Source organism: Proteus sp. ZN5 (genome assembly GCF_011046025.1).
Lineage (GTDB): Bacteria > Pseudomonadota > Gammaproteobacteria > Enterobacterales > Enterobacteriaceae > Proteus.
Genome location: NZ_CP047639.1, coordinates 2806793 through 2830746, shown reverse-complemented (window position 1 = coordinate 2830746; position 23954 = coordinate 2806793). Strand labels below are relative to the sequence as shown.

Annotated in this window: 20 protein-coding genes, 1 tRNA gene and 1 pseudogene; 13 read left to right on the top strand and 9 right to left on the bottom strand. The window is 33.9% G+C overall.

Translation table 11 applies throughout. The annotated features are described in order from the left end of the window. Positions 1 to 44: 44 nt before the first annotated feature. Positions 45 to 116: transfer RNA gene (locus tag GTK47_RS12975), tRNA-Arg, on the bottom strand. Between the two features lie 144 nt (positions 117 to 260). On the opposite strand from GTK47_RS12975, the gene GTK47_RS12970 reads away from it, so the two are divergent. The 4 genes from GTK47_RS12970 to mnmH all read left to right on the top strand — a co-directional run bounded on the left by GTK47_RS12970 (position 261) and on the right by mnmH (position 6558). Continuing rightward, on the top strand, positions 261 to 944 hold the full coding sequence (locus GTK47_RS12970; protein WP_165123772.1) for a DUF6304 family protein: 684 nt from the start codon (positions 261 to 263) through the stop codon (positions 942 to 944). Between the two features lie 138 nt (positions 945 to 1082). After that, entirely contained in the window at positions 1083 to 2189 is a 1107-nt protein-coding gene (locus GTK47_RS12965) for an efflux RND transporter periplasmic adaptor subunit (protein ID WP_165123770.1), read from the top strand. Then, entirely contained in the window at positions 2186 to 5269 is a 3084-nt protein-coding gene (locus GTK47_RS12960; protein WP_165123767.1) for an efflux RND transporter permease subunit, read from the top strand. The genes GTK47_RS12965 and GTK47_RS12960 overlap by 4 nt, the downstream gene beginning before the upstream one ends. Before the next feature lie 197 nt (positions 5270 to 5466). Continuing rightward, positions 5467 to 6558: a tRNA 2-selenouridine(34) synthase MnmH gene (gene mnmH, locus GTK47_RS12955; RefSeq protein WP_165123765.1), complete on the top strand. Its 1092-nt coding sequence runs from the start codon at positions 5467 to 5469 to the stop codon at positions 6556 to 6558. 71 nt (positions 6559 to 6629) lie between these two features. On the opposite strand, the gene GTK47_RS12950 is transcribed toward mnmH, so the two are convergent. The 4 genes from GTK47_RS12950 to GTK47_RS12935 all read right to left on the bottom strand — a co-directional run bounded on the left by GTK47_RS12950 (position 6630) and on the right by GTK47_RS12935 (position 10715). Then, positions 6630 to 7349: a transglutaminase family protein gene (locus GTK47_RS12950; RefSeq protein WP_165123762.1), complete on the bottom strand. Its 720-nt coding sequence runs from the start codon at positions 7347 to 7349 to the stop codon at positions 6630 to 6632. A gap of 42 nt (positions 7350 to 7391) precedes the next feature. After that, positions 7392 to 8150 (bottom strand): AraC family transcriptional regulator, encoded by a 759-nt coding sequence (locus GTK47_RS12945; RefSeq protein WP_165123760.1) that lies wholly within the window; start codon positions 8148 to 8150, stop codon positions 7392 to 7394. A 60-nt stretch (positions 8151 to 8210) separates the two neighbouring features. Continuing rightward, a complete protein-coding gene (locus tag GTK47_RS12940) occupies positions 8211 to 8966 on the bottom strand; it encodes a DUF4184 family protein (protein ID WP_165123757.1) in 756 nt (251 codons plus the stop codon). A 189-nt stretch (positions 8967 to 9155) separates the two neighbouring features. Further along, positions 9156 to 10715, bottom strand: a complete 1560-nt coding sequence (locus GTK47_RS12935; RefSeq protein WP_165123755.1) for a bifunctional UDP-sugar hydrolase/5'-nucleotidase — start codon at positions 10713 to 10715, stop codon at positions 9156 to 9158. Between the two features lie 168 nt (positions 10716 to 10883). Between GTK47_RS12935 and GTK47_RS12930 the strand changes: the two genes are divergently transcribed. Further along, on the top strand, positions 10884 to 12260 hold the full coding sequence (locus tag GTK47_RS12930) for a hypothetical protein (RefSeq protein ID WP_165123753.1): 1377 nt from the start codon (positions 10884 to 10886) through the stop codon (positions 12258 to 12260). Between the two features lie 62 nt (positions 12261 to 12322). On the opposite strand, the gene GTK47_RS12925 is transcribed toward GTK47_RS12930, so the two are convergent. Next, positions 12323 to 13723: an MFS transporter gene (locus tag GTK47_RS12925; RefSeq protein WP_165123751.1), complete on the bottom strand. Its 1401-nt coding sequence runs from the start codon at positions 13721 to 13723 to the stop codon at positions 12323 to 12325. Between the two features lie 93 nt (positions 13724 to 13816). On the opposite strand from GTK47_RS12925, the gene GTK47_RS12920 reads away from it, so the two are divergent. From GTK47_RS12920 to GTK47_RS12890, 8 genes and pseudogenes are all read left to right on the top strand, one after another. Then, complete coding sequence (locus GTK47_RS12920) at positions 13817 to 14608, top strand: helix-turn-helix transcriptional regulator (RefSeq protein WP_165123748.1); 792 nt, start codon at positions 13817 to 13819, stop codon at positions 14606 to 14608. A gap of 126 nt (positions 14609 to 14734) precedes the next feature. Continuing rightward, positions 14735 to 15376, top strand: coding sequence for an MFS transporter (locus GTK47_RS12915; protein WP_165123746.1), 642 nt, complete (start codon positions 14735 to 14737; stop codon positions 15374 to 15376). A 7-nt stretch (positions 15377 to 15383) separates the two neighbouring features. Next, positions 15384 to 15890 (top strand): LysR family transcriptional regulator, encoded by a 507-nt coding sequence (locus tag GTK47_RS20685; RefSeq protein WP_206535855.1) that lies wholly within the window; start codon positions 15384 to 15386, stop codon positions 15888 to 15890. Positions 15891 to 15905: 15 nt separating this feature from the next. Beyond that, positions 15906 to 16280: pseudogene (locus GTK47_RS20680) on the top strand (DNA-binding transcriptional regulator); the annotation flags it as partial. A gap of 279 nt (positions 16281 to 16559) precedes the next feature. After that, a complete protein-coding gene (locus GTK47_RS12905) occupies positions 16560 to 17216 on the top strand; it encodes a glutathione S-transferase N-terminal domain-containing protein (protein ID WP_165123744.1) in 657 nt (218 codons plus the stop codon). Positions 17217 to 17444: 228 nt separating this feature from the next. Continuing rightward, positions 17445 to 17888, top strand: a complete 444-nt coding sequence (locus tag GTK47_RS12900; protein WP_165123742.1) for a GNAT family N-acetyltransferase — start codon at positions 17445 to 17447, stop codon at positions 17886 to 17888. Further along, entirely contained in the window at positions 17885 to 18919 is a 1035-nt protein-coding gene (locus tag GTK47_RS12895; protein WP_165123740.1) for a serine hydrolase domain-containing protein, read from the top strand. The genes GTK47_RS12900 and GTK47_RS12895 overlap by 4 nt, the downstream gene beginning before the upstream one ends. A gap of 18 nt (positions 18920 to 18937) precedes the next feature. Further along, positions 18938 to 19669 carry a GNAT family N-acetyltransferase gene (locus GTK47_RS12890; protein ID WP_165123738.1) on the top strand — a complete coding sequence of 244 codons (732 nt, stop codon included), beginning with the start codon at positions 18938 to 18940 and terminating at the stop codon, positions 19667 to 19669. A 101-nt stretch (positions 19670 to 19770) separates the two neighbouring features. Here the strand turns inward: GTK47_RS12890 and GTK47_RS12885 are convergent, their stop codons facing one another. The 3 genes from GTK47_RS12885 to GTK47_RS12875 all read right to left on the bottom strand — a co-directional run bounded on the left by GTK47_RS12885 (position 19771) and on the right by GTK47_RS12875 (position 23920). Further along, positions 19771 to 21429, bottom strand: a complete 1659-nt coding sequence (locus tag GTK47_RS12885) for a DUF4139 domain-containing protein (protein ID WP_165123736.1) — start codon at positions 21427 to 21429, stop codon at positions 19771 to 19773. Between the two features lie 423 nt (positions 21430 to 21852). Beyond that, on the bottom strand, positions 21853 to 22308 hold the full coding sequence (gene tnpA, locus GTK47_RS12880; RefSeq protein WP_165121832.1) for an IS200/IS605 family transposase: 456 nt from the start codon (positions 22306 to 22308) through the stop codon (positions 21853 to 21855). Positions 22309 to 22519: 211 nt separating this feature from the next. Then, a complete protein-coding gene (locus GTK47_RS12875) occupies positions 22520 to 23920 on the bottom strand; it encodes an amidohydrolase (protein ID WP_165126637.1) in 1401 nt (466 codons plus the stop codon). Between the last annotated feature and the right edge of the window lie 34 nt (positions 23921 to 23954).

Here is a 23954-nt window from a genome sequence, read left to right as displayed (position 1 = left end):
GTGCTTGAAAAGAGACAAGCAATAGAAATTATGATTAATGAGGGATCCAGAAGCAGGAGTTGAACCTGCGCCCTTTCGGTCCGAAGCCAAATGCTCTACCACTGAGCTATTCTGGAATACGTTGTGATTATAAATGATAAACAAAAAATATCATCTAAATTGTCTTCATGATGATTAAAAAAGTGAAAAATACACGCCTAAATAAAACAATATGATGATAGTATCTGTTGAATATATAACGGTTTTATAAAGGATTAAAAATGAAACCATTCGCACAATCAAATTTATCAAGGCTTTCGTTGCCATTTTATTTTTCTGATTGTAAAGGATCTGACACTGGAATATTAATGACAGATGGACATTTATTAAAACTTATCTTAAGGGGTGTTCTATTTAGTGGGCCATCATTTAACTTACTTTCATTTCCTGAAATTAAGAAAGAAGAAGTGATTGGATTATTTGATATAGATGAATTTGACACTGTACAAGGTGTTTTTAGTATTGAATATCCAATAACGGTCGTAGAAGCAGGACTAGAGACTATTACACCTATTATTTTGCAATTTGATTATTCAAACGATAAAAATGATATCTCTTATTCATTTAATTATCATGGTGTTAGCTATAAATCTGATGGATTGTTTTCATTTGTTGAAAATGCACTTATTGATTTACGGCAACGATTACCTAATCATTGCCAAATAAACTGTTGTTTATCTTGCAAATATTCAAGCTACCACCCTGTAGGTAATAATGATTTTGGTGATTTAGCTTGCTTTAAATCTGCCAAAAATGCTCTTTTATATGTTAAGGATAAATGTTCATTATTAGATGTATGGGATAATGTATATCAGGAAAATCAACTTTATCAGGTACAAGAAACGTTTATTTGCTCTGAGTTCGTTCATTGTCGTGAAGAAGATTGGTTATATAAGTGCTATTAATATTATATAAATATTGTTGTGAAGTTCACTAGATTAAAATCTTATTAAAATAAATATCCTACTTTAACCTGAATTTAAGGAATGGATATTACCTCAGCATTACATTGTTCCCTATTATTTTTAGGGAAATAAAGATTTATGAAAAAACTTCTATTGAAGATAACATTTGTTCTCTTCAGTTGTTTTCTGACATCGGTTATTCATGCCGAAGAAAATGAAAATATCATTAAACTAAGTGTAACAGAGCCTAAAATTGATCGTTACGTAGAGGTTCTTAATATACCGGGTATTTTTGTTGCCAAAAATGAAGTTTCTATTGGTTCACCCTTACAACAACAAATGGTGACAGCGGTCTTTGTTGAAGAAGGACAATGGGTAGAAAAAAATCAGCTACTAGCAACATTAGAATCCCCTCTTCAAACAGCCTCAGTGATGCAGTTAAAAGCAGAAACTGAGAAAGCCACGGCTTATATACAACAGCAAAAAGTGTTAGCGGAACAGTCACAAAAAGAATTAACTCGTTTAAGCGCTTTGGCTAATAAAGGGGTTATTTCAACCAATGATTTTGAAAAAGCCAAATCAGAAACATTGGCTAAAAAAGCAGAATTAGAAGCCAGTCGTGCAGAATTACGCCAATTAAATGCGCAACTAGCAAGAGAACAAAGCCAAGAAGATAAATCTAAAATTATTGCCCCGGTATCGGGTGTTATTAGCGAACGTCATGCAATGAATGGCACACTTTCTGATAATACGTTGTTATTTAAAATTATTGAAAATAATGAAATAGAGTTTGAAGCTAATGCGCATTTATCTGAGCTATCGCAAATTAATCATTCATCAGATGTAAAAGTTAAAGATTACACAAATAAAGAACTATCTGGTGTGATCCGCTTTATTTCTTCAAAAATAGATACTTACTCTCAGTTAGGAAAAATTAGAGTTTCATTAACAGACAAACATAATCATCGTATTGGTGAAATGGGTGTCATGGTTTATACCCAACAGCCACAACAGAGAATGACGCTTCCGTATAGTGCAATCAGAACTGAAGCTAATGGCATTCGGAATATCTTTATTGTTAATCATGATAGAAGAATTGAAATTCAACCTGTTGATATTGGTAGTGTTCATAATGGGAGAGTAGAAATATTAAGCCCATTATCTACTGATATTAAGGTTGTCGCTTATGCTCAAGCTTTTTTATCTCAAGGTGATCTTGTTGTTCCAATGAAGGATATTCAATGAAATTACAACTATCTTCATGGGCGATCACCAAACCAATTCCAACCCTTGTTATCTTTTTGGTACTGACTATTGCGGGTATTTTTTCATTTATTCAATTACCTGTTACGGCAAATCCGGTTATTACTTTCCCTATTGTGACGGTCACAATTACACAGGATGGCTCATCGCCTACTGAATTAGAAAATGCGGTAACAAAGCGTGTTGAACGTGCGGTTTCTGGTATTCCGGGGATCCGTCATATCACCTCTTCAATTAGTGAAGGTGCTTCTTCAACAGTTATTGAGTTTGACTTAAATGTTGATGCTTATATAGCAACGAACGATGTTCGTGAACAGATTGTGCAAATTAGAGGTGAGTTACCTCAAACTATTGATGAGCCTTTAATTAGTCGTGTAGATGTCGAAGGTGGTGCCATTTTACGTTATATGGCCTCTTCCTCGACGATGTCGCTGACTGATTTATCATGGTATGTCGATGATACAATTAGTAAACAACTTGTGATGGTTTCAGGAGTACAAAAGATAAGGCGCCTAGGTGATGTTGAGCGCGTTATTCGTGTCGAACCAGATGCACAAAAATTAGCAGCATTGCAGCTCCCTATTACGACGATTAATGAACTTTTACGAGGTATTCACCAGAATTCAGCGGGAGGAAGTACCAAATATAATACACTACAACATACCATCCGTGTTTTAGGTGAAAAACAGAGTGTTGAGGAAATTAAAAATATTCTATTGCCTACTGATAATGGGCAATGGATCAAATTAGGTGAAGTCGCCAATATCTATGATGGGCAAAAATCAACTAAATCTATTTCTCAGCTTAATGGCAATGATGGTGTCGGATTTGCGATATATAGAACAAAAGGCTCTAGTGATACGGTCGTTGCTGACAATGTCGAAAAAGTATTGGCACAACTAAGAGCAACTAACCCAGACATTAATATTGAGCTTATTTCATCAACGGTAAAATATACTGAATCGAGTTATCATCTAACGATTAAAACGTTAATTGAAGGAGCTTTCTTAACTGTTATTATCGTTTTATTTTTCTTAAAAAGCTGGAGAGCAACATTAATTGCCGCAATTGCACTCCCTTTGTCTATATTACCTACATTCCTTGTTTTACTGCTTTTTGATTATAGTTTAAACAGTATTACGTTATTAGCGCTAACACTTGTTATTGGTATTTTAGTGGATGATGCTATTGTCGAAATTGAAAATATTCAAAAGTATATTGAACGTGGTGAACGGCCCTATATTTCTGCATTAAAAGCATCTGATGCCATCGGGTTTGCGATAGTGGCTATTACCCTAACTATTGTGGCTGTATTTCTTCCTGTTAGTTTTATGGGAGGATTTGTCGGTAAATATTTTATTCCTTTTGGTATCACGGTATCAGCGGCGGTATTGTCATCTTTGCTGGTTGCTCGCTTAGTAACACCGCTAATGGCTGCTTATATTCTGCTTCCTCAGACAAAAAGCAAAGAACACAAAATACCTCGTTGGATTAGTAAGTATACTTGTTTTTTATCGCTAACCTTAAAACACCGAAAACTCGCTTTATCCATTGCACTCAGTTTTTTAATTGGATCAATGGCAGCCATTCGTTTATTACCAGTCGGTTTTATGCCCGAAGGTGATATTAGTATTAGTCAAATTAGTGTTGAATTACCGCCTGGATCTCCAGTTGAGCAGACACAAAAAGAGATTAATCAGTTAACGCGTTTATTAAAAGAGAGAACGGAAATTAGGTCTGTTTATACTATTGCTGGCATTGCTGATGACTCTGATGGTATTGCTCAACATAAAGGCGAAATAATTCTCACCTTATCTGAGCCGAATGAGCGTGTTTTATCACAAAAAGAATTTGAGCAAGAAGTGACAACGCTCTTTAATCAGCGCGCAGATATTAAGTTTTCATTTAGTAACAGCAGTGGTAATAAAGATTTTTCACTCGTTTTTAGTGGAAATGATGCTGAGGAATTGGATAGAGAAATACAGAAATTAACTGATAAAATAGCAAAATTATCAGGATTTAATAATATCCAAGTTGTTAAGCCATTACTGCGTAAAGAGCTTATCGTTACGCCGAAGCTGGATAATTTAGGCCGTACTGGAATAAATGTCGAAGAGATTGCGAATACATTACGTATTGCCACAATGGGAGAGGCAAATTCTCGTAGTGCTAAATTTAATCTCCCCGATAGACAGTTAGCGGTTCAGGTTATTTTGCCTGAATATCAACAAGACAATATTGAGTTACTCAATAATCTCTATGTAAATAGCGCTGGACAACAACCCGCTCCGATTAAAACGGTGGCTAAAATAGACTCAGGAGATGGTCCGTCACAAATTGAGCGAATTAACCGTCAAAGAAAAATAGCGATTGAAGGTAATCTTGATGGTATTAGTTTGGGAGAAGCAATCGAAGCAGTAATGGCGCTACCTGAATATCAACAACTGCCACATACCGTGTCACAAGTTGAATACGGTGACACAGAATATATGCACGATATGCTAATGCGTTTTGGTTCAACGATGACTTTTAGCATATTGCTCGTTCTTGCTATATTAATTGTGTTGTTTAAAGATTTTATGCAACCAGTAACTATTTTGGTTGCATTACCCTTTTCTATTGGTGGCGCTATTATCGCTTTAGTCTTGTATGGTGCGATGATTGATCTACCTGTGATTATTGGCATTCTTATGCTCATGGGAATTGTCACTAAAAACTCGATATTATTAGTTGAATTTATTCTTGAAAAAGAGCGTGCAGGGCTAAGTCGTGAAAAAGCAATTTTAGAGGCAGGTCAAGAGCGGGTTAGACCGATTATTATGACCACTTTTGCGATGATTGCAGGAATGATCCCTCTTGTTCTAACGACTGGTGCGGATGCGGGTTTTCGAGGGCCTATGGCTATTGCAGTTATCGGTGGATTAATCAGTTCAACATTATTAAGTCTATTATTTGTACCGGTTATTTACACCTTTATAGATGATTTTAAACACAAATTATTACCTTTATTAGCCAAATTAACATCAGTGACACAGGAAGATAGAAATATTAAGCAGTGGTAAGGTATCACGGTGATGGATTTAAAAGTACGTTACAGGATCTACTGACTGTGGCGTATTTTTTTGTTCTAGAAAAAATTATTCTGTTAGAAATAATGCACCTTAATTTAATAAAAACAGATGATCAGGGCGTGTCATCACATGTTCTTAAGAGTATAGTAGTCAATCTTTCAGCCAGACTAGATATAACAATTTTTATTATGGAATCAGCGTTTTCTGCTCAAAATATTCGACATATTCTTGCTAATAACACACCTATTATTGATGTGCGTGCGCCTATTGAATTTAATCAAGGTTCAATTCCTAATGCGATTAATTTGCCTTTAATGAATGATGAAGAACGTGCTGCTGTGGGGACTTGTTATAAACAACAAGGCTCACAAAAAGCGGTTGATTTAGGACATCAATTGGTTAGTGGTGAAATTCGTGATAACCGTATTGCAGCTTGGCGTGAAGCTTGTGAGCAATTTCCAAATGGTTATATTTGCTGTGCTCGTGGAGGAATGCGTTCTCATATCGTTCAGCAATGGCTTAAAGAAATAGGTATAGATTATCCATTAATTGAAGGTGGATATAAGGCGTTAAGACAGACCGTTATTGAAATGAGCAATGAATTAGTTCAACGCCCTATTATCTTAATTGGTGGATGTACCGGTAATGGAAAAACGACTTTAGTGCGTTCATTACCAGAAGGTATTGATCTTGAAGGTATTGCACATCATCGTGGCTCATCTTTTGGTCGTACAGTAGAAGAGCAATTTCCTCAAGCGACATTTGAAAACCATCTTGGTGTTGAAATGTTGAAAAAATCACCGAAATATACACGATGGGTGCTTGAGGATGAAGGTCGTGCTATTGGTGCTAATGGATTACCTGAATGTTTACGAGCAAAAATGGTTGATGCTTCAATTGTTGTTGTGGATGATCCCTTAGAGAGACGCATAGAACGTTTGAAAGCAGAGTATTTTGATCGTATGACGCACGATTATCTAGAAGCGTATGGTGAAGAAAAAGGCTGGCAAGCTTACAGTGATTACTTGCATCATGGTTTATTTGCTATCCGCCGTCGATTAGGCTCTCAAAGAGCAATGGAATTAACGCAGTTGCTAGATAATGCCCTAGAAATTCAGAAAAAAGAGTCTAATACAGAAGCGCATTTTTCTTGGTTAACTCCTTTACTTAAAGAGTATTACGATCCAATGTATCGTTATCAATTAAGCAAAAAGGAAGATAAGATTATTTACCAAGGAAGCTATGAAGAAGTTATGCAGTGGTTTAAAAATAATAAATAGCTAAGATTTTCTGTATTAAATATAGCGTATTCGAAAGAAGAGCCCCGTAAATTTATGTTACGGGGCTTTTTTTAGTTTACTTGGTCAAACTTACATTGGCGAATAGCATGAATATTGTCATTGATCTTGTGACGCAATGTATTAGCAAATAATTGTTTAGTTTTTTCACAAATACTTTGCGCATGTTTTTCAAAGAAAAGATCGGGTGAATCAAATAAACCAAAATCTTGTACAATGCCAGCTCTTTGAATATAGGTATCGTTATCACCCAGCCAAGAAACAGGGGCATTTTGTAGATCTTCAATTGCGACACCAAAACCGACAAAGTTAATAGACTCTTCACTATATTCTTTTTGTAAGGCATTTAAATACGGCATATCAAGAATTAAGCCTTCAAAATTAAACCACTTATCATTGATATAAGCTTCAACCCAAGTATGTGAGATTTCTTGAGGCATTAATTCATAAAGTTGTCCGGTCATAATGCCTTTTTGTAATGATTTATCGATAGTGAAACCATGTAGTCGACATTCAACATCTACCGCCCTTAATAACGCCATAAATAAAATAGATTTGGTATTACATTGTCCATATCCAGCGTTAAGAATATAAGAAGCAGTCAGTGAATCATCTTCATTAAAGCCAAACCTAATTTCATCACGACAGAAATTATAAATGTCAGCAACACGTTGTTCTATCGGTAACTGTTTCCAGCCCTTTTCGCTGATTAACTTTTGAATATTCTCTGAATTATAATCAAGTAGTTGAGTTTGTTCTAAATAACGGCTCATAACATATTCTCCTTATCTTTGTTGATGGAGAATTTAAAGCATCTACTTAGGTAAAACTTTCAAAAATTGGCTGACTTGTTTTGCAAAACGAGGCGAAATTCCCATTAACTTGCGACTAGTAGAGGATAAATGTGAGGGAGAATCAAAACCATTATCTAGCGCGGCTTGTGTGGCGCTACTTCCTTGAGATATTTGTAATAAGGTTGCAATAAGGCGATGAAATAAAATATAGTTTTTTAAATTTCCTCCTGTGATGTCAGTAAATAAATGAGAAAGGCGACTACGTGATAAATAAATATCAGCCAGAATTTTATCATCTTGCAATGGTAGAAGTGTTGTTTCTCTCAATGTGGCAAGAACAGTATTGACTCTTTTATCACTTATTTTATGAGATTGATAACAACTGGAAACCTCAAGTTGTTGCACTAGTTTATCCCATAAATCACGATATTCATCTTCACTTATAGGTTGTTGAAATTGTCTATAAGCTTTTGGTAATAACGAGTTTACCTGTTGAGAAATATCTAAGAATGGTCTATTTCCATCTAACCATAAATGACGTAAACAACTCGCAAGAGCGGAAGTGTGATTAATTAAAATAAGCCAATAAGGTTGATTCACTTGTATTACCTGATGGGTAACATCGCCATTAATTAAAAAAGCGGTGGAATTGTAATCGTTATTGTCTATTTTGACGGTTAATGGTTGTTGATTAAGAGAAAGAATAAGGTGCATAAAGCTATGGCGATGAGATTGTGCAGAAAGTACATCACCCACTAATGACAAACTATCTTGTGTCACAATAACTTGTAATTTAATCGTTTTATCCTCTTTTATCTAGCAATAACCATTATGTTGTTATCAGCAATATTGCCTATTTTTAGTTCGGTATAACCAAACGCCTAAAATTATCATTAAACCAAAGAAAAAAGGCACCGCCAAAGAAAGCTCAAGGAAAATAAACCTATTAATGTTAATTCCCTGTCCTTTATTTGAGAATTGTAAGGCTAAAGGAAAAGCACATAGTCCAGACAGAAACCCCATCCTAATTAAGCGATATAATTTAGTACGGTTTTCTTTTTGCGTTGGTACATCTTGTTTGCGCTGGTATTGAATGTATTTCCAACACAAATAAAGCAACCCTAATACGGAGCCTAAATGTTGTAATAATTTATAGATAGCAATCTCTTGGCTATCGGTCATTCCTTGTAATAACTGTGCTTGTAATACAGAAAAAAATCTGACAGCAGTTCCTGTTTCGTGGGTAAAAGAATCCCAGACAATATGAGTCATTGCACCAATATACAAAGATAAAACAAATAAGCTTAATGCTCGAATATTGAGTTTTATCGGCTCATATAAGGGGATCGGCGATACGCACTTTAATGGATTTCGTAGTAAATAATTTAGAATAAAAACCAGTAAGCAAAAAGGAAATGCAGTATAAAACCAGCCCAATAAATCATGTGCGGTTGTCGCTGATTGATATAAACCAAAAGAATAGAGTAAATCAGGTGAAGTACTTCCTACAATTAATGCAGGTAAATTAAGGTTTTTTCCTATTCGGGACTGCTTTATGGGGAAAACAATAGAAGGATGTGAAAAAGTCCACGGCATAGGAATATCTCTATAATGTGAAGATGAATAACAAAAATTAGTATGAGTATATCAGTAGATTAGCTAAGCTTTATCTGATATCACAACGATTATTAAGATTAAATTAGCTCATTGCCATTAATACAAAAACGCCACTAATGGTGAGAACATTAATGGCGTTAGATGATGGGGTTATTGATTATTTACACACTATTTTTTTGCAGAGATATCAACAATTCGTTCATCTTTAGGCATATTGATAGTAACTTTTTGCTTAATATATTCAATTACTGCTGTAGCAGCACTGGTATTAGGAATATCTTTAGCATTTCTACCCTGTGTAAAGGCAGTAAAACCATCTCCGCCTCTCGCTAAGAATGAATTAGCAATAATAGGATAATAAGTATTATCTTCAACATGTTTTCCATTGATAGAAACTGAAACAACACGTTCGTTTACAGGTTTAGTACTGTCATATTTCATTTCAAAACCACTAGATGCCTGCAATACACCATTAGTTAAATTTGCAGAGTGGTTCATTAAATCCCGTAAGTCTTTACCGCTTAATTCCATGTAAGTTAAATCATCTGGGAATGGGAACATACTAATAATATCCCCGATCGTAATATCTCCTTTATGGATCTCATTACGAATACCACCGCTATTAACAAAAGCAACTTGTGCCCGATTATCTGTGACTAAAAAAGCATCGGTAATTAAATTGCCAATTTCAGAAGACTCACCATAAGAACGTGTTAGTTCATTCTGAGTATTGCCAATTTTTTGTTGTGCAATTTCATCTAATTTTTTAGTCCATGTTTCTATTTTTTTCTGTGTATCTGGATCAGGTTTGTGTTCATCAGCAAAGATATTAACTAACACGCCTTTATAGTGGTCAATTTTTTTAGTTTTGTCATTTATATCTAACACTAATTTCCCAAGGTTAATACCATAAGCGTCCGTAGAAACAATCAGCGTGTCGTTTACTTTAATAGGCTCTGGTGTACCTACATGAGCATGGCCAGTAATTAAAATATCTAACCCTTTTACTTGCTGTGCTAATTCGATATCTTTTTGTAGCATACGAGCGACATCCGCTGAGCCGAAACTAGATTGTCTTGCCGGAACACCTTCATGAACAAGTAATACGGTTATATCAACTTTCCCTTTCAGTTCATTAAGATATTTATTAAGATATTCAACTTCATCTCTTGCTTCAACACCCTCTCGTTTATCTTTATTAACCGTGTCATAGAAAGCAAACTTACCATGCAATCCAATTACACCAAATTTCACGCCTTCTTTTTCTACTATAATATACGGTTTATCCCAGACAGCTTTGCCATTATCTTCATAGAAAACATTACCTAAAAGCACAGGGAATGTTGCTTTTTTGAGTTGAGTCACCATGTTTTCTACACCGTGGTCAAATTCATGATTACCTACAGAAGCTGCATCAAAAGACATCTCGTTCATGATATCGATGATGGCTTCACCTTGAGTTAAAGTGCTTAAATAAGGTCCTGTAAAATAATCGCCAGCATCAAGAAATAAAACGCCTGGATTATTTTTTTTAGCATCCTTAACAATGGTCGCAATATTTGCAAACCCGCCGACTAATCTATCTTTACTAACATAAGGTGCTTTAAAAGGAACGGCATTCGCGTGTAAATCGTTAGTATGATAAATAGTAATTTCTTGAGCGAATACGGAAGAACTTCCTAATAAAGCGCCAATTAACAGAGGTAATATAAGAACGGGCTTATTCATAATAATATCCTGTAATAATAAAAATACTGAAATAATCAGGTTGATGTTCGTATTTAGTTAATAACACCTGACTTGTTAAAAGTATGATAACTATCACAGTGCGTTAGCATTATGCGTAGTTGAATTATGTTATTATCATTTTGTGTTGGTTTTTTGTGATAAGAACTGATGAAAACAGCAAAAGAAATTAATGTTAATGTATGTAAAACAGAGAGTTGCGAACACTTTTCTGAAGTTGTAGAAAATGCCTATGTGATCCCGTCTTTTAAATTAGGTTTTCCTGCCGTTTATTGTAACTGTTGTGGCGGTAGTAGCGTATTAATTAATAATAAAGATATAAAGGCATTATTAAATCCTTATATTGATTTCTTTAATTTAAATATCAATGAGCAATGCCCAAATTGTGATTCATCAGAAAAAATACTTTATGGCAAAACGGGAAAAGGAACGGTACGCTATCAATGTAAACAGTGTAATACGGTTTTTTCTCTTAAAAATAATATAGATTTAAAGTCTATTAATAATAAAATAATAGAACTTATTATTTTACAATCGCAAACGCCTACTTATATTATTAAGAATTTAAACATCACCCCTGCTCTTTTTTATAGAAAACTATCTGCTATTGAAAAGATAATGGAAATAAAAACAAGGCAATATGAAAAGTTACTAGATAAAAATAAAACTTATGATTTGCAAACAAACGTATTTACGTTGAGTTGTCGTAACAACAAAACAAAAGGCTTTTCAAATGAACTTTTTGGAATGGTAACTTGTTGCTCTAAAACAGGTTATGTTTTTCTTCCAAGTGTTAATTGGAGTGAAGTATTAGTGAGTTCTGATAGTCAATATCATAACAACACTAAAAAAGAGACATTAGATAATACTCAAGGCATATTACTCGATAATATTATTATGCGATATGAACAAATAAATAGCAGAAAAAGTTTTGGTCAAATTCAATATACAGAAAAAATTTGCTCTGAGCATATTATTGAGCCTGTTGTTTTATCACATTTTCATTTTCTTAAATTAAAGTATATTCTACCAATAAATATTAATCATCATTTTATTTATCATGATAGTTTTATCCGTGGGGGATGTATGGTTGCCTACGGTAAAGAAATAAAACAAAAAACGTCTAACCTTTATTATGTGGTTTCAAAGGGATCTCGCCTAACATCAGATTTTAATTATAAAGGAAGTTATACGCTGGGTTGGTGGAATAACAAGTGGTATGAGTTTATATCTCAAAATAATCAAGAGTTATTCTATCTATGTAATTTAGGATTAAATAAAACAGATGACATCAGTTTTTATACTAAAATATCTCCCTCTCTTGATTACAGCCATCTATTTATTCAATCATTTAAAGAGAAATTTCCTGATGTATTTTTAAAAACGTTATCGCCTAATACAGTAAAATTACTATTATCTATTTATAGTTTTTACTACAATTATTGCCTTACCAATGAAAGTGGAACACCAGCACAAAAAATAGAACTTACAAAAGAAAAAATAACGATAAATTCACTGTTTAATTAAAATAAAAACACCTTATTAAAAGAGTTTAATAAGGTGTTTTTTATATTGGATTCATCAATTATCTATTTGTTTTTAATGACTATTTTTCTTAATAAAAAAGTGGCACATATAGCCATAATAAAATTGAAAACCATACTAAAACTAAATGCGATCTTATATTGTTCAATCATATTTGTTGAAAGTGTATGACTAAGACTAAATTGCAAAATAATTGAAACACAAGTTGCCCCTATTGCGGCACCAATTTGTTGTAATGTTGCAGTTAATCCTGAAGCGATACCAACAAATTCGGACTTAACTTTTGCTAATACTAGATTAAGCATAGGTGTCATTATCATACCTTGTGTAAACCCGACTAAGAATAGGAATGGGATCACTAGAGAGCTATTTTCTGGTGATATCAGATAATAAATACCTCCAATTAAAAATAGATAGCTTAAAGCATAACAAGCACCTCCCCAATAAATAATCTGTTCACCAAACTTTCTTACCCATTTAGGTGTTAATAGTGATGAAAGAACAAAAGCTATACTTGATGGAACAAAAATTAATCCAGAATCGAGGACAGAACGTTTAAATCCACTTTGTAATAATATCGACATCATCATAGGAAAAGCCGATGATGTTGCATATACACAAACGACAATTCCGATCCCAATTACATAAGGATGATTAGTAAATAAAATAAGATCAAAAAGAGGTTGTTTTCCTTGCTGTTTTAATCGATTTTCATAGTAAATAAACAGCATTAATAATGCTAATCCGAAAAGAAAAAGTAATGTACTATGTAATTTCCATCCCCAAATAGGTAGCATTAATAAAGGAAGTAATGTGAACGTTATACTGAAAGCAGATAAGATAACACCGCCAATATCTAATCTTATATAGTCTAGAGTCTCACTTTGTGTTAAATAGTGAGAAAGTGCTAATGCAACAATACCAATAATAAGGTTAATTAAAAAAATAGTACGCCATTCAAGCCCAAAAAGATTTAACGATATTAAAAGTCCTCCTAATGCTTGCCCTGTTATTGCGGCTAATCCTAATGTCATTCCTAATAAACCAAATACTTTTTTAGCCTGTGTATCATCAAAATTAAGGCGAATACTTGAGTAAACTTGGGGGAACAATAGCGCTGCTGTTAATCCTTGCAGACATCGAGCAATAACAAGACTAATAGCATTAGGAGAAATTGCACACAATACAGATGTTAAAGTGAAACCAAACATACCAATGCGATAAAGAGTACGTTGGCCATAAATATCACCAAGTCGCCCTCCTGTAATTAATAATAAACCAAAGGCCAATTCGTATCCTACGATAATTAATGTGAGTTCAGTTAGCGTTGCATTGAGTGTTTGTTCAATATTCACAATAGCGACATTGACAACAAATAAATCAAAAATTGTGACAAATCCTGCTAATAGCAGAACAAATAAGGCGATGCGTTGTTGAGTATTCATTTTTTGTCTCAATGATTAAAAAAATGAGACTATAATGAGTTGTTTATCCTGATACAATTTAACCATTTATACTATTACTAAAAGCAATAGGCTATGACTGAAAGAAAACGAACTCGCCCTGAATTAGCGGATTTTTTACGAACTAAAAGGCAAAGTATTTCACCTGAAACCGTAGGATTACCGGGTACTGGCCGTCGCCGTACACCAGGATTACGCCGTGAGGAAGTTGCTGCACTTTCTGGCGTTGGGCTAACTTGGTATACATGGCTTGAACAAGGAAGAGATATTGGCGTGTCGAGCCAATTTTTAGATAGTTTAGCCACAGCTTTACGCTTAAATAGTGCAGAAAGACAGCATCTTTATTTGTTATCGCATATGAGAGAGCCAACAGAAACAGGAATAACAGAACATCAGGTTCCTGAAACTATTTTGCAGATCTTGGCTGATTTTCCACAAGAATATCTCTGTTATGTTTTAAATCTACATTGGGATGTATTAGCTTATAATAAAAAAGCAGATACTTATTTTCATTTTTCAGATTACAGTGCTGAAAATCGTAATTATCTTTATTTGTTGTTTATGGATCCCCGTTACAAAACGCGTATTGATGATTGGGAAAATATTGCTGAAAGATTGTTGGCAAGCTTTCGTCGTGATCATGCAAGAACAAAGAATGATCCCAATATTCGTAAATTAATTGCTACGCTAAATTGCTCATCACCTGAATTTAAGAGAATGTGGGAAAAACATGAGATATATCCTCCTTGTGATGGTGTGAGAACTCTAAATTTTGATAATAAAAAAGAGCATTATCAATACACATCATTAGCATTTGATCTGGAAAAATATAATCGGATTTTAGTGTATATCCCCAAGAAGGCGTGATCATTTTTGATAATGGGATAAATATATTATTTCCAAAATGGAAATTAGAGATTGCTTTTTTGTCATTAGGTTTCAGTTTCTTTGACGACTAGAATGCCCCTTCATCAGAATAATTGAGGTGGCTGGATGACAAAATATATCCTTTTTAGCTTTTGTTTAGTGTTGATATACCCTTTTGGTGTGGATTTACATTTAACGGGTTTAACGGCAATTGCAAATGATTTGAACGCATCAGAAGTGACATTACATCAAGCTTTTTCAATTTATTTAATGGGCTTGGTTTCATCCATGTTAGTTGCTGGTTGGTGTAGTGATAATTTAGGACGTAAGCCGGTTATATTGCTTGGAACCGTTGTTTTCTTATTGGCATCATTTGGTGCAGAAGTTTCGGCAACGGAAAATAACTTTTTGATTGCACGCTTCTTCCAAGGTATTGGGGCTGGATTTTGTTATGTTGTTACTTTTGCGATATTACGAGATACATTAGCTGAAAAACAACGTGCTAAAATTCTTTCTATGATAAATGGGATTACTTGTATTATCCCAGTATTAGCGCCTGTTTTAGGTTTTTTGATCTTATTAAAATTTAAATGGCCGGTCATGTTTTATGCCATGGCAATCTACGCGTTATTAATCTTTATTTATTGTTTCTTTGTAATAAAAGAAACCAAACCAAAACAGTCGGCTAAAAGTAAAAATAGAACGACTGCAATCACCAATGAATCTTTCTTAATTAGTTATTTTTCAAATCCTTTTACAAGAGCGTAGTGTTACATTGACTGCAAAATGGTTGTCTATTTCACCTTCTGCGGTGAGTAAAGAATTGGCAAAATTACGCGTTTGGTTTGATGATCCCCTTTTCGTTCGTAGCCCTCAGGGATTAATTCCAACACCTTTGACATTAAGTATTGAAGAATCCCTTTCTGATTTTATTAATATTGGTAACCATATCGCGAGTAAGCAAAATAGCGAAACACCTAAAGGTGTTCATTTCAGTTTAATATTGGAATCCCCTTTACATCAGGTGTTACTGAATCAATCTCCTTTAGAAATATTGAATTATTATCCGCAATCAATGGTGCAAATACGAAATTGGGAATATAACTCACTCTCGAGTATTATTGACGGAGATGCTGATATTGCTTTTTTAGGTCGCGAATATTATTCAGGATCTAAAGAAGCGTTACATTTATTACCTGAAGTCATCGATTGTGAAGAGCTTTTTCGTGATACGCCATTAGTTTATGTGCGAAAAGATCATCCGTTATTAAAAGAGCCTTAGAATTTAGAGACATTTTTACGCTATTCTCACATCTCAACAGAATATGATAAACGACCTCATTGGGCATTAGATGATATTTTGGCAGAGCATGGACGTTTACGTAATATCGCCATAACTTACACGTCATTTGAGCAAACTTTATTTATGATTTCTCAACTTAATCATGAGCTTATTACTTGTTTACCTGGATATTGTGTACATTACATCTCTAGAGCTTTACCTAATTTAGTGACATTACCTCTACCACTGCCACACAGTGTTTCTGAACAGCTTGATATCTCATTTATTTTACTGTGGCATAAACGCCATGCGTACAACTCTAAAGTGCTGTGGTTAAGAGAAACAATCAAAAATAGTGTTAATAAATTTATGCAGAAAAATGGTCATTAAAAGCCTTACTACTATTTATTTAGTTTCTTCTGTGTTTACCAAAAATTAGGAGCAGGATTAAGATTATTATTAATTAAATCTTATCCTGTTTTTTTATATCGTTATCGTATTATCATCCTATTTTTAACCTCTTTTTATACTCTTTCAGGCGTCAGAGAGGCACGTTATGCACTTTATCGAGCTTGATCTCCTCATGCTTAAAATATATAGTTGCAATTGCAATGATAGCTTTTGCAATAAAAATAATCTTTAAAGAATATAAACTGTAGAGAGTGCAACATGAAAAAATCACCTGATAAAAAGCTAACTTTTTATACCTCTAATACGCCTAATGGCCTAAAAATTAGTATCTTTTTACATGAAGCTCAATTAGCACATTCTAAAATCTATTTGGATTTATCGACGGGCGTTCAGCGTAGTCCTGATTATTTAGCGATTAATCCAAATGGAAAAATACCCGCAATTATAGATAATGAAGAGGATATTACTGTTTTTGAATCAGGCGCGATATTAACTTACCTTGATGATAAGTATAAAGTATTTAAATCAGCATCAATGAAAGAGAATTTGAGTATTCAGCAATGGCTAAATTTTCAAATTGCAGGTGTTGGTCCTATGATGGGGCAATTGTGGTGGTTTTTACATGGCTCTAAAACACAAAATTTTGAAGCAATTACACGTTATACAAATGAATCTTTGCGTCTATTGGGTGTAATAGAACGACAACTCACAATAACGCCTTATTTAGCAGGAAATCATTACTCAATTGCTGATATTGCCACTTTTTCATGGTTAAGAACATGGGAAGAGTTAAATCTAGATCTTACAACATTCCCGTATGTTATTGAGTGGCTGGATAAAATTAATCAACGCCCTGCTGTTAAAAAAGCGATATTAGCAAATAGCCAACCCCAAAATGAAGAAATATTGGCTTAATTATTAGATTAAATATGTAAAATAATTAATGCTGATCTTATTTTTATACTCACTTTAGTTTTTTAAATTTAAGGTGAGTAAATAAAACATTTTTATATTTTTCCTTTTACAAATAATGTGTCTTATTGTGCTATCTAAATCTTCTCTTAATCTTTCTTTAATTTTATCGCAGATAATAAACGATGAGTTTTTATTAAAATGCGATTTAGTGATTTAAAAGAGAATATAATGAGTATCAGTTTAAAACGTATCACTTCAGATAATTACGAAGAAATTAGCTTGCTTGAGGTGGAAGAATATCAAGAAGACTATATTGCTTCTAATATGTGGTCTTTAGTTGAGGCGGCTTATAACGAAAACTATGTTGTCAGAGGTATTTATGTATCAGATAAACCCGTTGGTTTTTTTATGTGGGTAAAAGAAAATCCGCATAAAATTGCTATCTGGCGTTTTATGATAGATAAAGCACACCAAAATAAAGGATTAGGCAGAAATGCCCTTCAGCTTGCTTTAAATGAAATTAGACAAGATAAAGAAATTAATCAAATTGAGATCTGTTATAACCCATTAAATCCTGTGGCTAAAACATTCTATGCTTCTTTTGGTTTTGAAGAGATAGGTATGGATAAAGATGGGGATGATATGTTAGCAGTAATAAGAGTAACACAATGAAAAATATAAAAAATAATAGCAAGCAAGAGCAGATAGAACAGTTATTGAGCGCTATCTCAGAGAATACACCAGGTATTATTATACAGGCTCGTTTTGATGATGGTGTTATATATCAAGCTCAAAAAGGTCTTGCGAATATATCTAAAAATCAATCTATTGACGAAAAAAGTGTCTTCAATTTGGCTTCTGTTTCAAAGCAATTTACCGCTTTTTCTATATTACTTCTGGCTAAAGATGGAAAGTTATCACTTGATGATTCAATTCTTATTTATTTGCCGGAATTAGGTGACTACGCCAAAGCGATCACAATTAACGATTTAGTTTCCCATACCAGTGGGTTAATTGATTATATGGAATTAGCGTTTGAGCGAGGTGTTTCTTACACAACGCAACTTACGCCAGAAGAAAGCTTTTCTGATATCGTAAAACAAACAAAGACTTATTACCCTATTGGCAGTAAATTTGAATATAATAATACTGGATATTTTTTGTTGTCTCAGATCATTGAGCGAGTAAGCCAACAACCATTTTCAGTTTTTGCTCAAGAGCGTATCTTTGTGCCATTACAAATGAACGATACGTTTATTGTTGAAGAATATCCTACAGTAAATCCTATTGTGTCTGGATATGCGGAAAATGAGCAAGGAAACTATGAGTTATCAGAAAGCCCTTGGACACATACTGGGGATGGTGCAGTACATTCAAGTGCGAACGATTTAATGAAATGGGGTGAAAACTTTAGTACTGCAAAAGTAGGCGGTGCCGAGCTTATTGCGAAAATGACACAGCCTTTTCCTAATTTTACGCGTGAAGGTAAGCCAATAATTGATTATGAAGCTTATGGATTTGGCCTTTTTATTAATCATGCTCTCGGTGAAATAAGTTTTGAACATTCAGGGGGATGGATGGGAACATCAACCTATTTTATGCGTTTCCCGCAATCAAAACTCACTATCACAGTTCTATCTAATCGTGAAAACTATGATATTGATTTACTTGCAACTGAAGCAGCAAAAATTTTGCTTAATTAGTCGGCAAAAATAGAGAAAATGATGAAAAATATAATGATCATCGATTACTGGAAAAATGAATTTCAATTGGGGGAGTCCGTTATAAATTCACCCATTTTTAGTTTATTTAGTTATTCAGGGTCAGATGAAGATTACAGTATGTCATGGCTAAAAATAGCTGAAGTAGATTTATTTAGTTGTACACCTGATTTAATTAAACAACTTAATTTAAAAAAATATCCACCAACTTCCAGTGAAGAGTTATTAGCTCGTTTAAGCCACGCTAATTTTAATTGGTATGGTGCTGATCAGATTTTTTATTTATCTGAAATAGAGTGTGAAAAATTACAGAATGAGCCTTTTTCACAGACTGTGCGTAGATTAACACAAGTAGATAAAGTGTTATTTGACGAGTTTTGCTCACAAAATAGTGTAGAAGATTTAGATGGTGCTTATGTTGAATTAGATCACTGGCGCGTGATGGGATTATTTGAACAAGAAAAATTAATAGCAGTAGCCAGCGCATATCCGTGGGATGACTCTCTATTTGCTGATATGGGGATCCTGACACATCCAGATCATCGCCAAAAAGGATATGCAAAATTATTGATCAGAGCATTAAGTAAACTGATTTTAAATGATGGCTATGAGCCTCAATATCGTTGCCAATTAGATAATTTTTCTTCACTTGCTTTAGCAAAGAAAGCAGGTTTTTCATCTTTTGGACAATTAGATTTTATTTTAAAAAATGAAAGTGATGATGATAACTAAGCTTTTTTTTAAAAAAAATATAAAAAAATTTTTTATTTAAAATAGAAAAAGGTGCTATTGCACCCTCTTCTATTTTGTTTTTTAAATTTAAATGAGAGAAATTATAATCCCATAATTTGTCTATTCTTAGGGTAAGAAAGGGTATAATTTAATGGTAATGATTTTTCCTCTTTGGCACCTAATGTAATATCCCATTTAATTTCACCCGTATCTTTATCAAGTACGCCATCTTTATAAACTGCATCGGCCACATTGATATTGTTTTCCTGACTAAGTGGTAGTTGATCGTAAATAGTGACTTTTACAGGAGAGTTATAAGTATTTCTTACTTTAATGGTATAACTCTCTTTTTGTTCAATCGTTGTACCAATAAAGATAGGCTCTTTTCTTATTTTCTCATTGTTAATACGGCTAATTTGAATATTCTTATCTATTCCAAATGGAATGCTAAGTAACTCTGTTAATTCGTTAGTATTAATATAGCTATTACCAACAAAGCTATTCATATAGTAAATATTCGTACGACCATTAAGTAAGTTTAAGTTTTCCCAATCTTTGACTTCAGCTTGTAAATAAACTTCTTCAACTAATTTAGGCGTCGTTAAATAGCGATAATCTGCAATAACTTCTTTTTGATTAATTACTAATGTATTAGGCTCCGTGCTATTTTTTAAGGTGTAAGGTAACGCAATAGCATGGCTTAAATTGATACCATTATTATTGGTTGTTACGTAACGAGTCACGCCTTTACTTAGTCGCTCTCTTGGTGTGCTACTTTCTCTTTCACTCATTTCATCTAACACTGGAGCTGGCATTGCCATTCTCATATCCATATTGGATTGTTTAAATTTTGAAGAATTATTATAAAGAGATAAATACCAAGGTGATAATGTTGGTGCTGTGATATTAAGTGATGGATTGGTAGATGTTAAAACCAGTTTTACTTTATCCCAATTTAAGCCTGTATTTTGAATAACATCTGCCTTGTAGGTGAGTAATATTGGCTTATCCATTCCTTGACTTCGGATATCATAAGCAGGTGACCACCCAGCATCTGGTGTTATATAAGAAATACGCATTTTACTGGTTAGATTTTTTGATGTGCCTAAAGATAAAACAATTTGTGTTTTCTCTTGCGCAATAATTGGCATATCAATTTCTAATTGTCGGCTTAACTCTTCTAATTGTTCTGTTAATTCAGCAATTTCTTCACGCGCCATTTTTTGCTGATTTAGAATAGATGTCATTTTTTGGCTAATAAAATCAAATTTTTGTGATGAATGTTCTAATGACTGAGTTTCACCATAACCAAAAAATGATTGATCTTTTAATAAAGCAATTTGTTCATCACCCACATTAATATTGATGTTTAATACTTCAATTCGCTTATTAATATCTTTCTGCTTTTCTATCAATACTGCAATGTCAGAAGGGTAACTAGGGGCAATAGGAATTTTTTTAACGTTAATAGTATTAATAATCACATCTTCATTATCAATGCTAATTGATAAGCTTTTGGGATCAATATTGTTTGCAACATTAGATAAAACAACTTCACTCTGCCCCGCAGGTAAGTTGAGAGTGACGTTATTCTCAAGTTCAGCTCCCCGTAAAAAAATCGTTGCTTGATTAAGTTTTATATCATAATTAAGTGGTTTAGTAGGTTCTACTGAATTGATTTCATTAGCAAAGGTACTAGTTGCACTAATAATAGATAATGTAATAAGCGATAGTGTTAATTTATTGGGTTTAATCATCATTTTCATTCTATCCATAGTTGATGAGCAGTATTAATGAGAACTGCAAAATAGAGATGCACTGTTGTACAAGTATAATTAGATAGTATTGCATCTCTAATAAATTTGATAACAGAATAAACCTAAAGATCTAATAGTTGCTAAGAAGAAAAAAATAGATAAAACAGAATGTTAGTGTTTTAAATTAAATGAATATTTAAATAATAAGGATTATCTTAATGATGGTGCAATATTTAGCTTTTATTAGCTTTATATAGTCTTGTTTAGATAAAAATAAGCAGAAAAGATCAATACACTCTAGCAATAGTAATCATAACCACCCGTAAAACGGGTGGTTTGCTCTTGCCCTATAAGGGCTTGTTACCGACTGCGCCTAAATGACGCTGCTTTCTCTTCGTTCAAGCTAAGTGTCTTTGCTACTTTGGCTTACCCCTTGAAGGGGTTTTCATATTCTTTACTGCTCAATTTATCCGAGATTAAATCCGACTTTTCTTGCTCTCTGATATACTTTTGAATTGTGGCTTCATTGAGTCCAACTGTTGTGACATAGAACCCTTCCGCCCAAAACTTTCTGTTGCCAAATTTATATTTGAGATTGGCATGTCTATCAAAGATCATCAACGAACTTTTACCTTTCAAATATCCCATGAAACTTGATACGCATATCTTCGGTGGAATACTCACTAACATATGAACATGATCTGGCATAAGATGCCCTTCGATTATTTCCACACCTTTATATTTACAAAGGTCTCGAAGGATTTCACCTATACTTGAACGAATTTTATTAAAAATCACTTTCCGTCTATATTTCGGCGAAAAGACGATATGGTATTTACACAGCCACTTTGTATGTGCTGAGCTTTGTGCTTTAATGCCCATAAACACCTTTCCTTATTTAAGTTACGAATATTAGCTTGAACATCTATATCGTAACGGAAAGGTGTTTTTCTTGGTATAACCTTTAATACCCACCCGCATAGCGGGTGGTTTTATATTTAAGACGCTGACGCGACTTAAACTGGCTAAAGCCCATAATAAAAAAGGCAGTTTAAAAACAAACTGCCTAGGATAAAGATATTTTTATCAGTTTTTATTTAACAACTTCACCGCTGTCGATAACGGTTTTACGTACTTTATCTGAGAAATCTTGTGCTTCTTTAATAATGGCTTTTTCATCAACGGTCAATAGTTGTCGATCTTCCATTAAGATCTTTCCATCAACAATGGTGTGACGAACATTACTGCCATTTGCGCCATATACTAATGCTGCATAAGGACTATACATTGGCACCATATTAGGCGATTTAGTATCAACAACGATAATATCAGCAAGTTTGCCTGATTCTAAAGAGCCCAGTTTATCCTCCATATGTAATACCTTCGCCGAACCCATTGTTGCCAGTTCTACAACGGTTAATGGTGGCATAGCAGCACGATCTTTATTCTCTAATTTATGGATTTTACCCACAAGGTTTAGCTCATTCATGGTCGTTAGCGTGTTACTCGACATTGGACCATCAGTCCCTAAGCCCACACGAACACCTTTTTCTAACATCGCGACGACAGGTGCTACACCTTTTGCTGATTTAGTATTTGCACTGATATTATGAGCGACACCAACATCATATTTTTTCAGTAAATCAATATCTTTATCATCAACCATAATTGCGTGAGCTGCGATAACTTTATTATTTAGCGCTCCGATATCTGCCATATATTGAACTGGGCTTTTACCGTCAGTGCGTTTAGCGATTTCTTCTTGTTCACGGTCAGTTTCAGCTAAATGGATCATGACAGGAACATCAAGCTCTATTGATAATTTAGCAATTTTCTGAAGGTTTTCTGTGGTATTTGTGTAAGGAGCATGTGGTGCAAATGCTGGGATAATACGAGGGTGATCTTTATATTCTTTAATAAAGTTCACTGCGTATTGGATACCCTCTTCTGGTGTTTTCGCATCTGCAACAGGAAAATTAATAACAGATTCTCCTAATACTGCACGATTACCCATTTTATCAACAGTTTTGGCTACTTCATCTTCGAAGTAATACATATCAACATAAGTTGTTACACCACCTTTTACCATTTCTATATTTGCAAGATTGGCACCCACTCTGACCATTTCGCGAGAAACCATTTTGCTTTCGAGTGGGAAAATATAACGGTGAAGCCTATCTGGTACATCATCAGCTAATGAACGAAATACAGTCATCGAACCATGTGTATGGGTATTAATTAAACCCGGCATCACAATATCGCCATCAACATCTAACACTTTATTGGCTTGATATTCTTTAGAAAGTTCTGGACCACCAACGGCAATAATTTTATTTTCTTTTACGACAACAGTACCCTGTTCAATGATTTTATTTTGCTGATCCATAGTTAGAACAGTACCGTCAACTATCATCAAATCAGCCTGTTTTGCCGCATAACTAGAAAAGGAGACCGCCATAACAGCCAAAGCAAGCATAGATTTAGAAAATGACATCATTACCTCTCGTCTTGATGGGAAAATTTCCCTA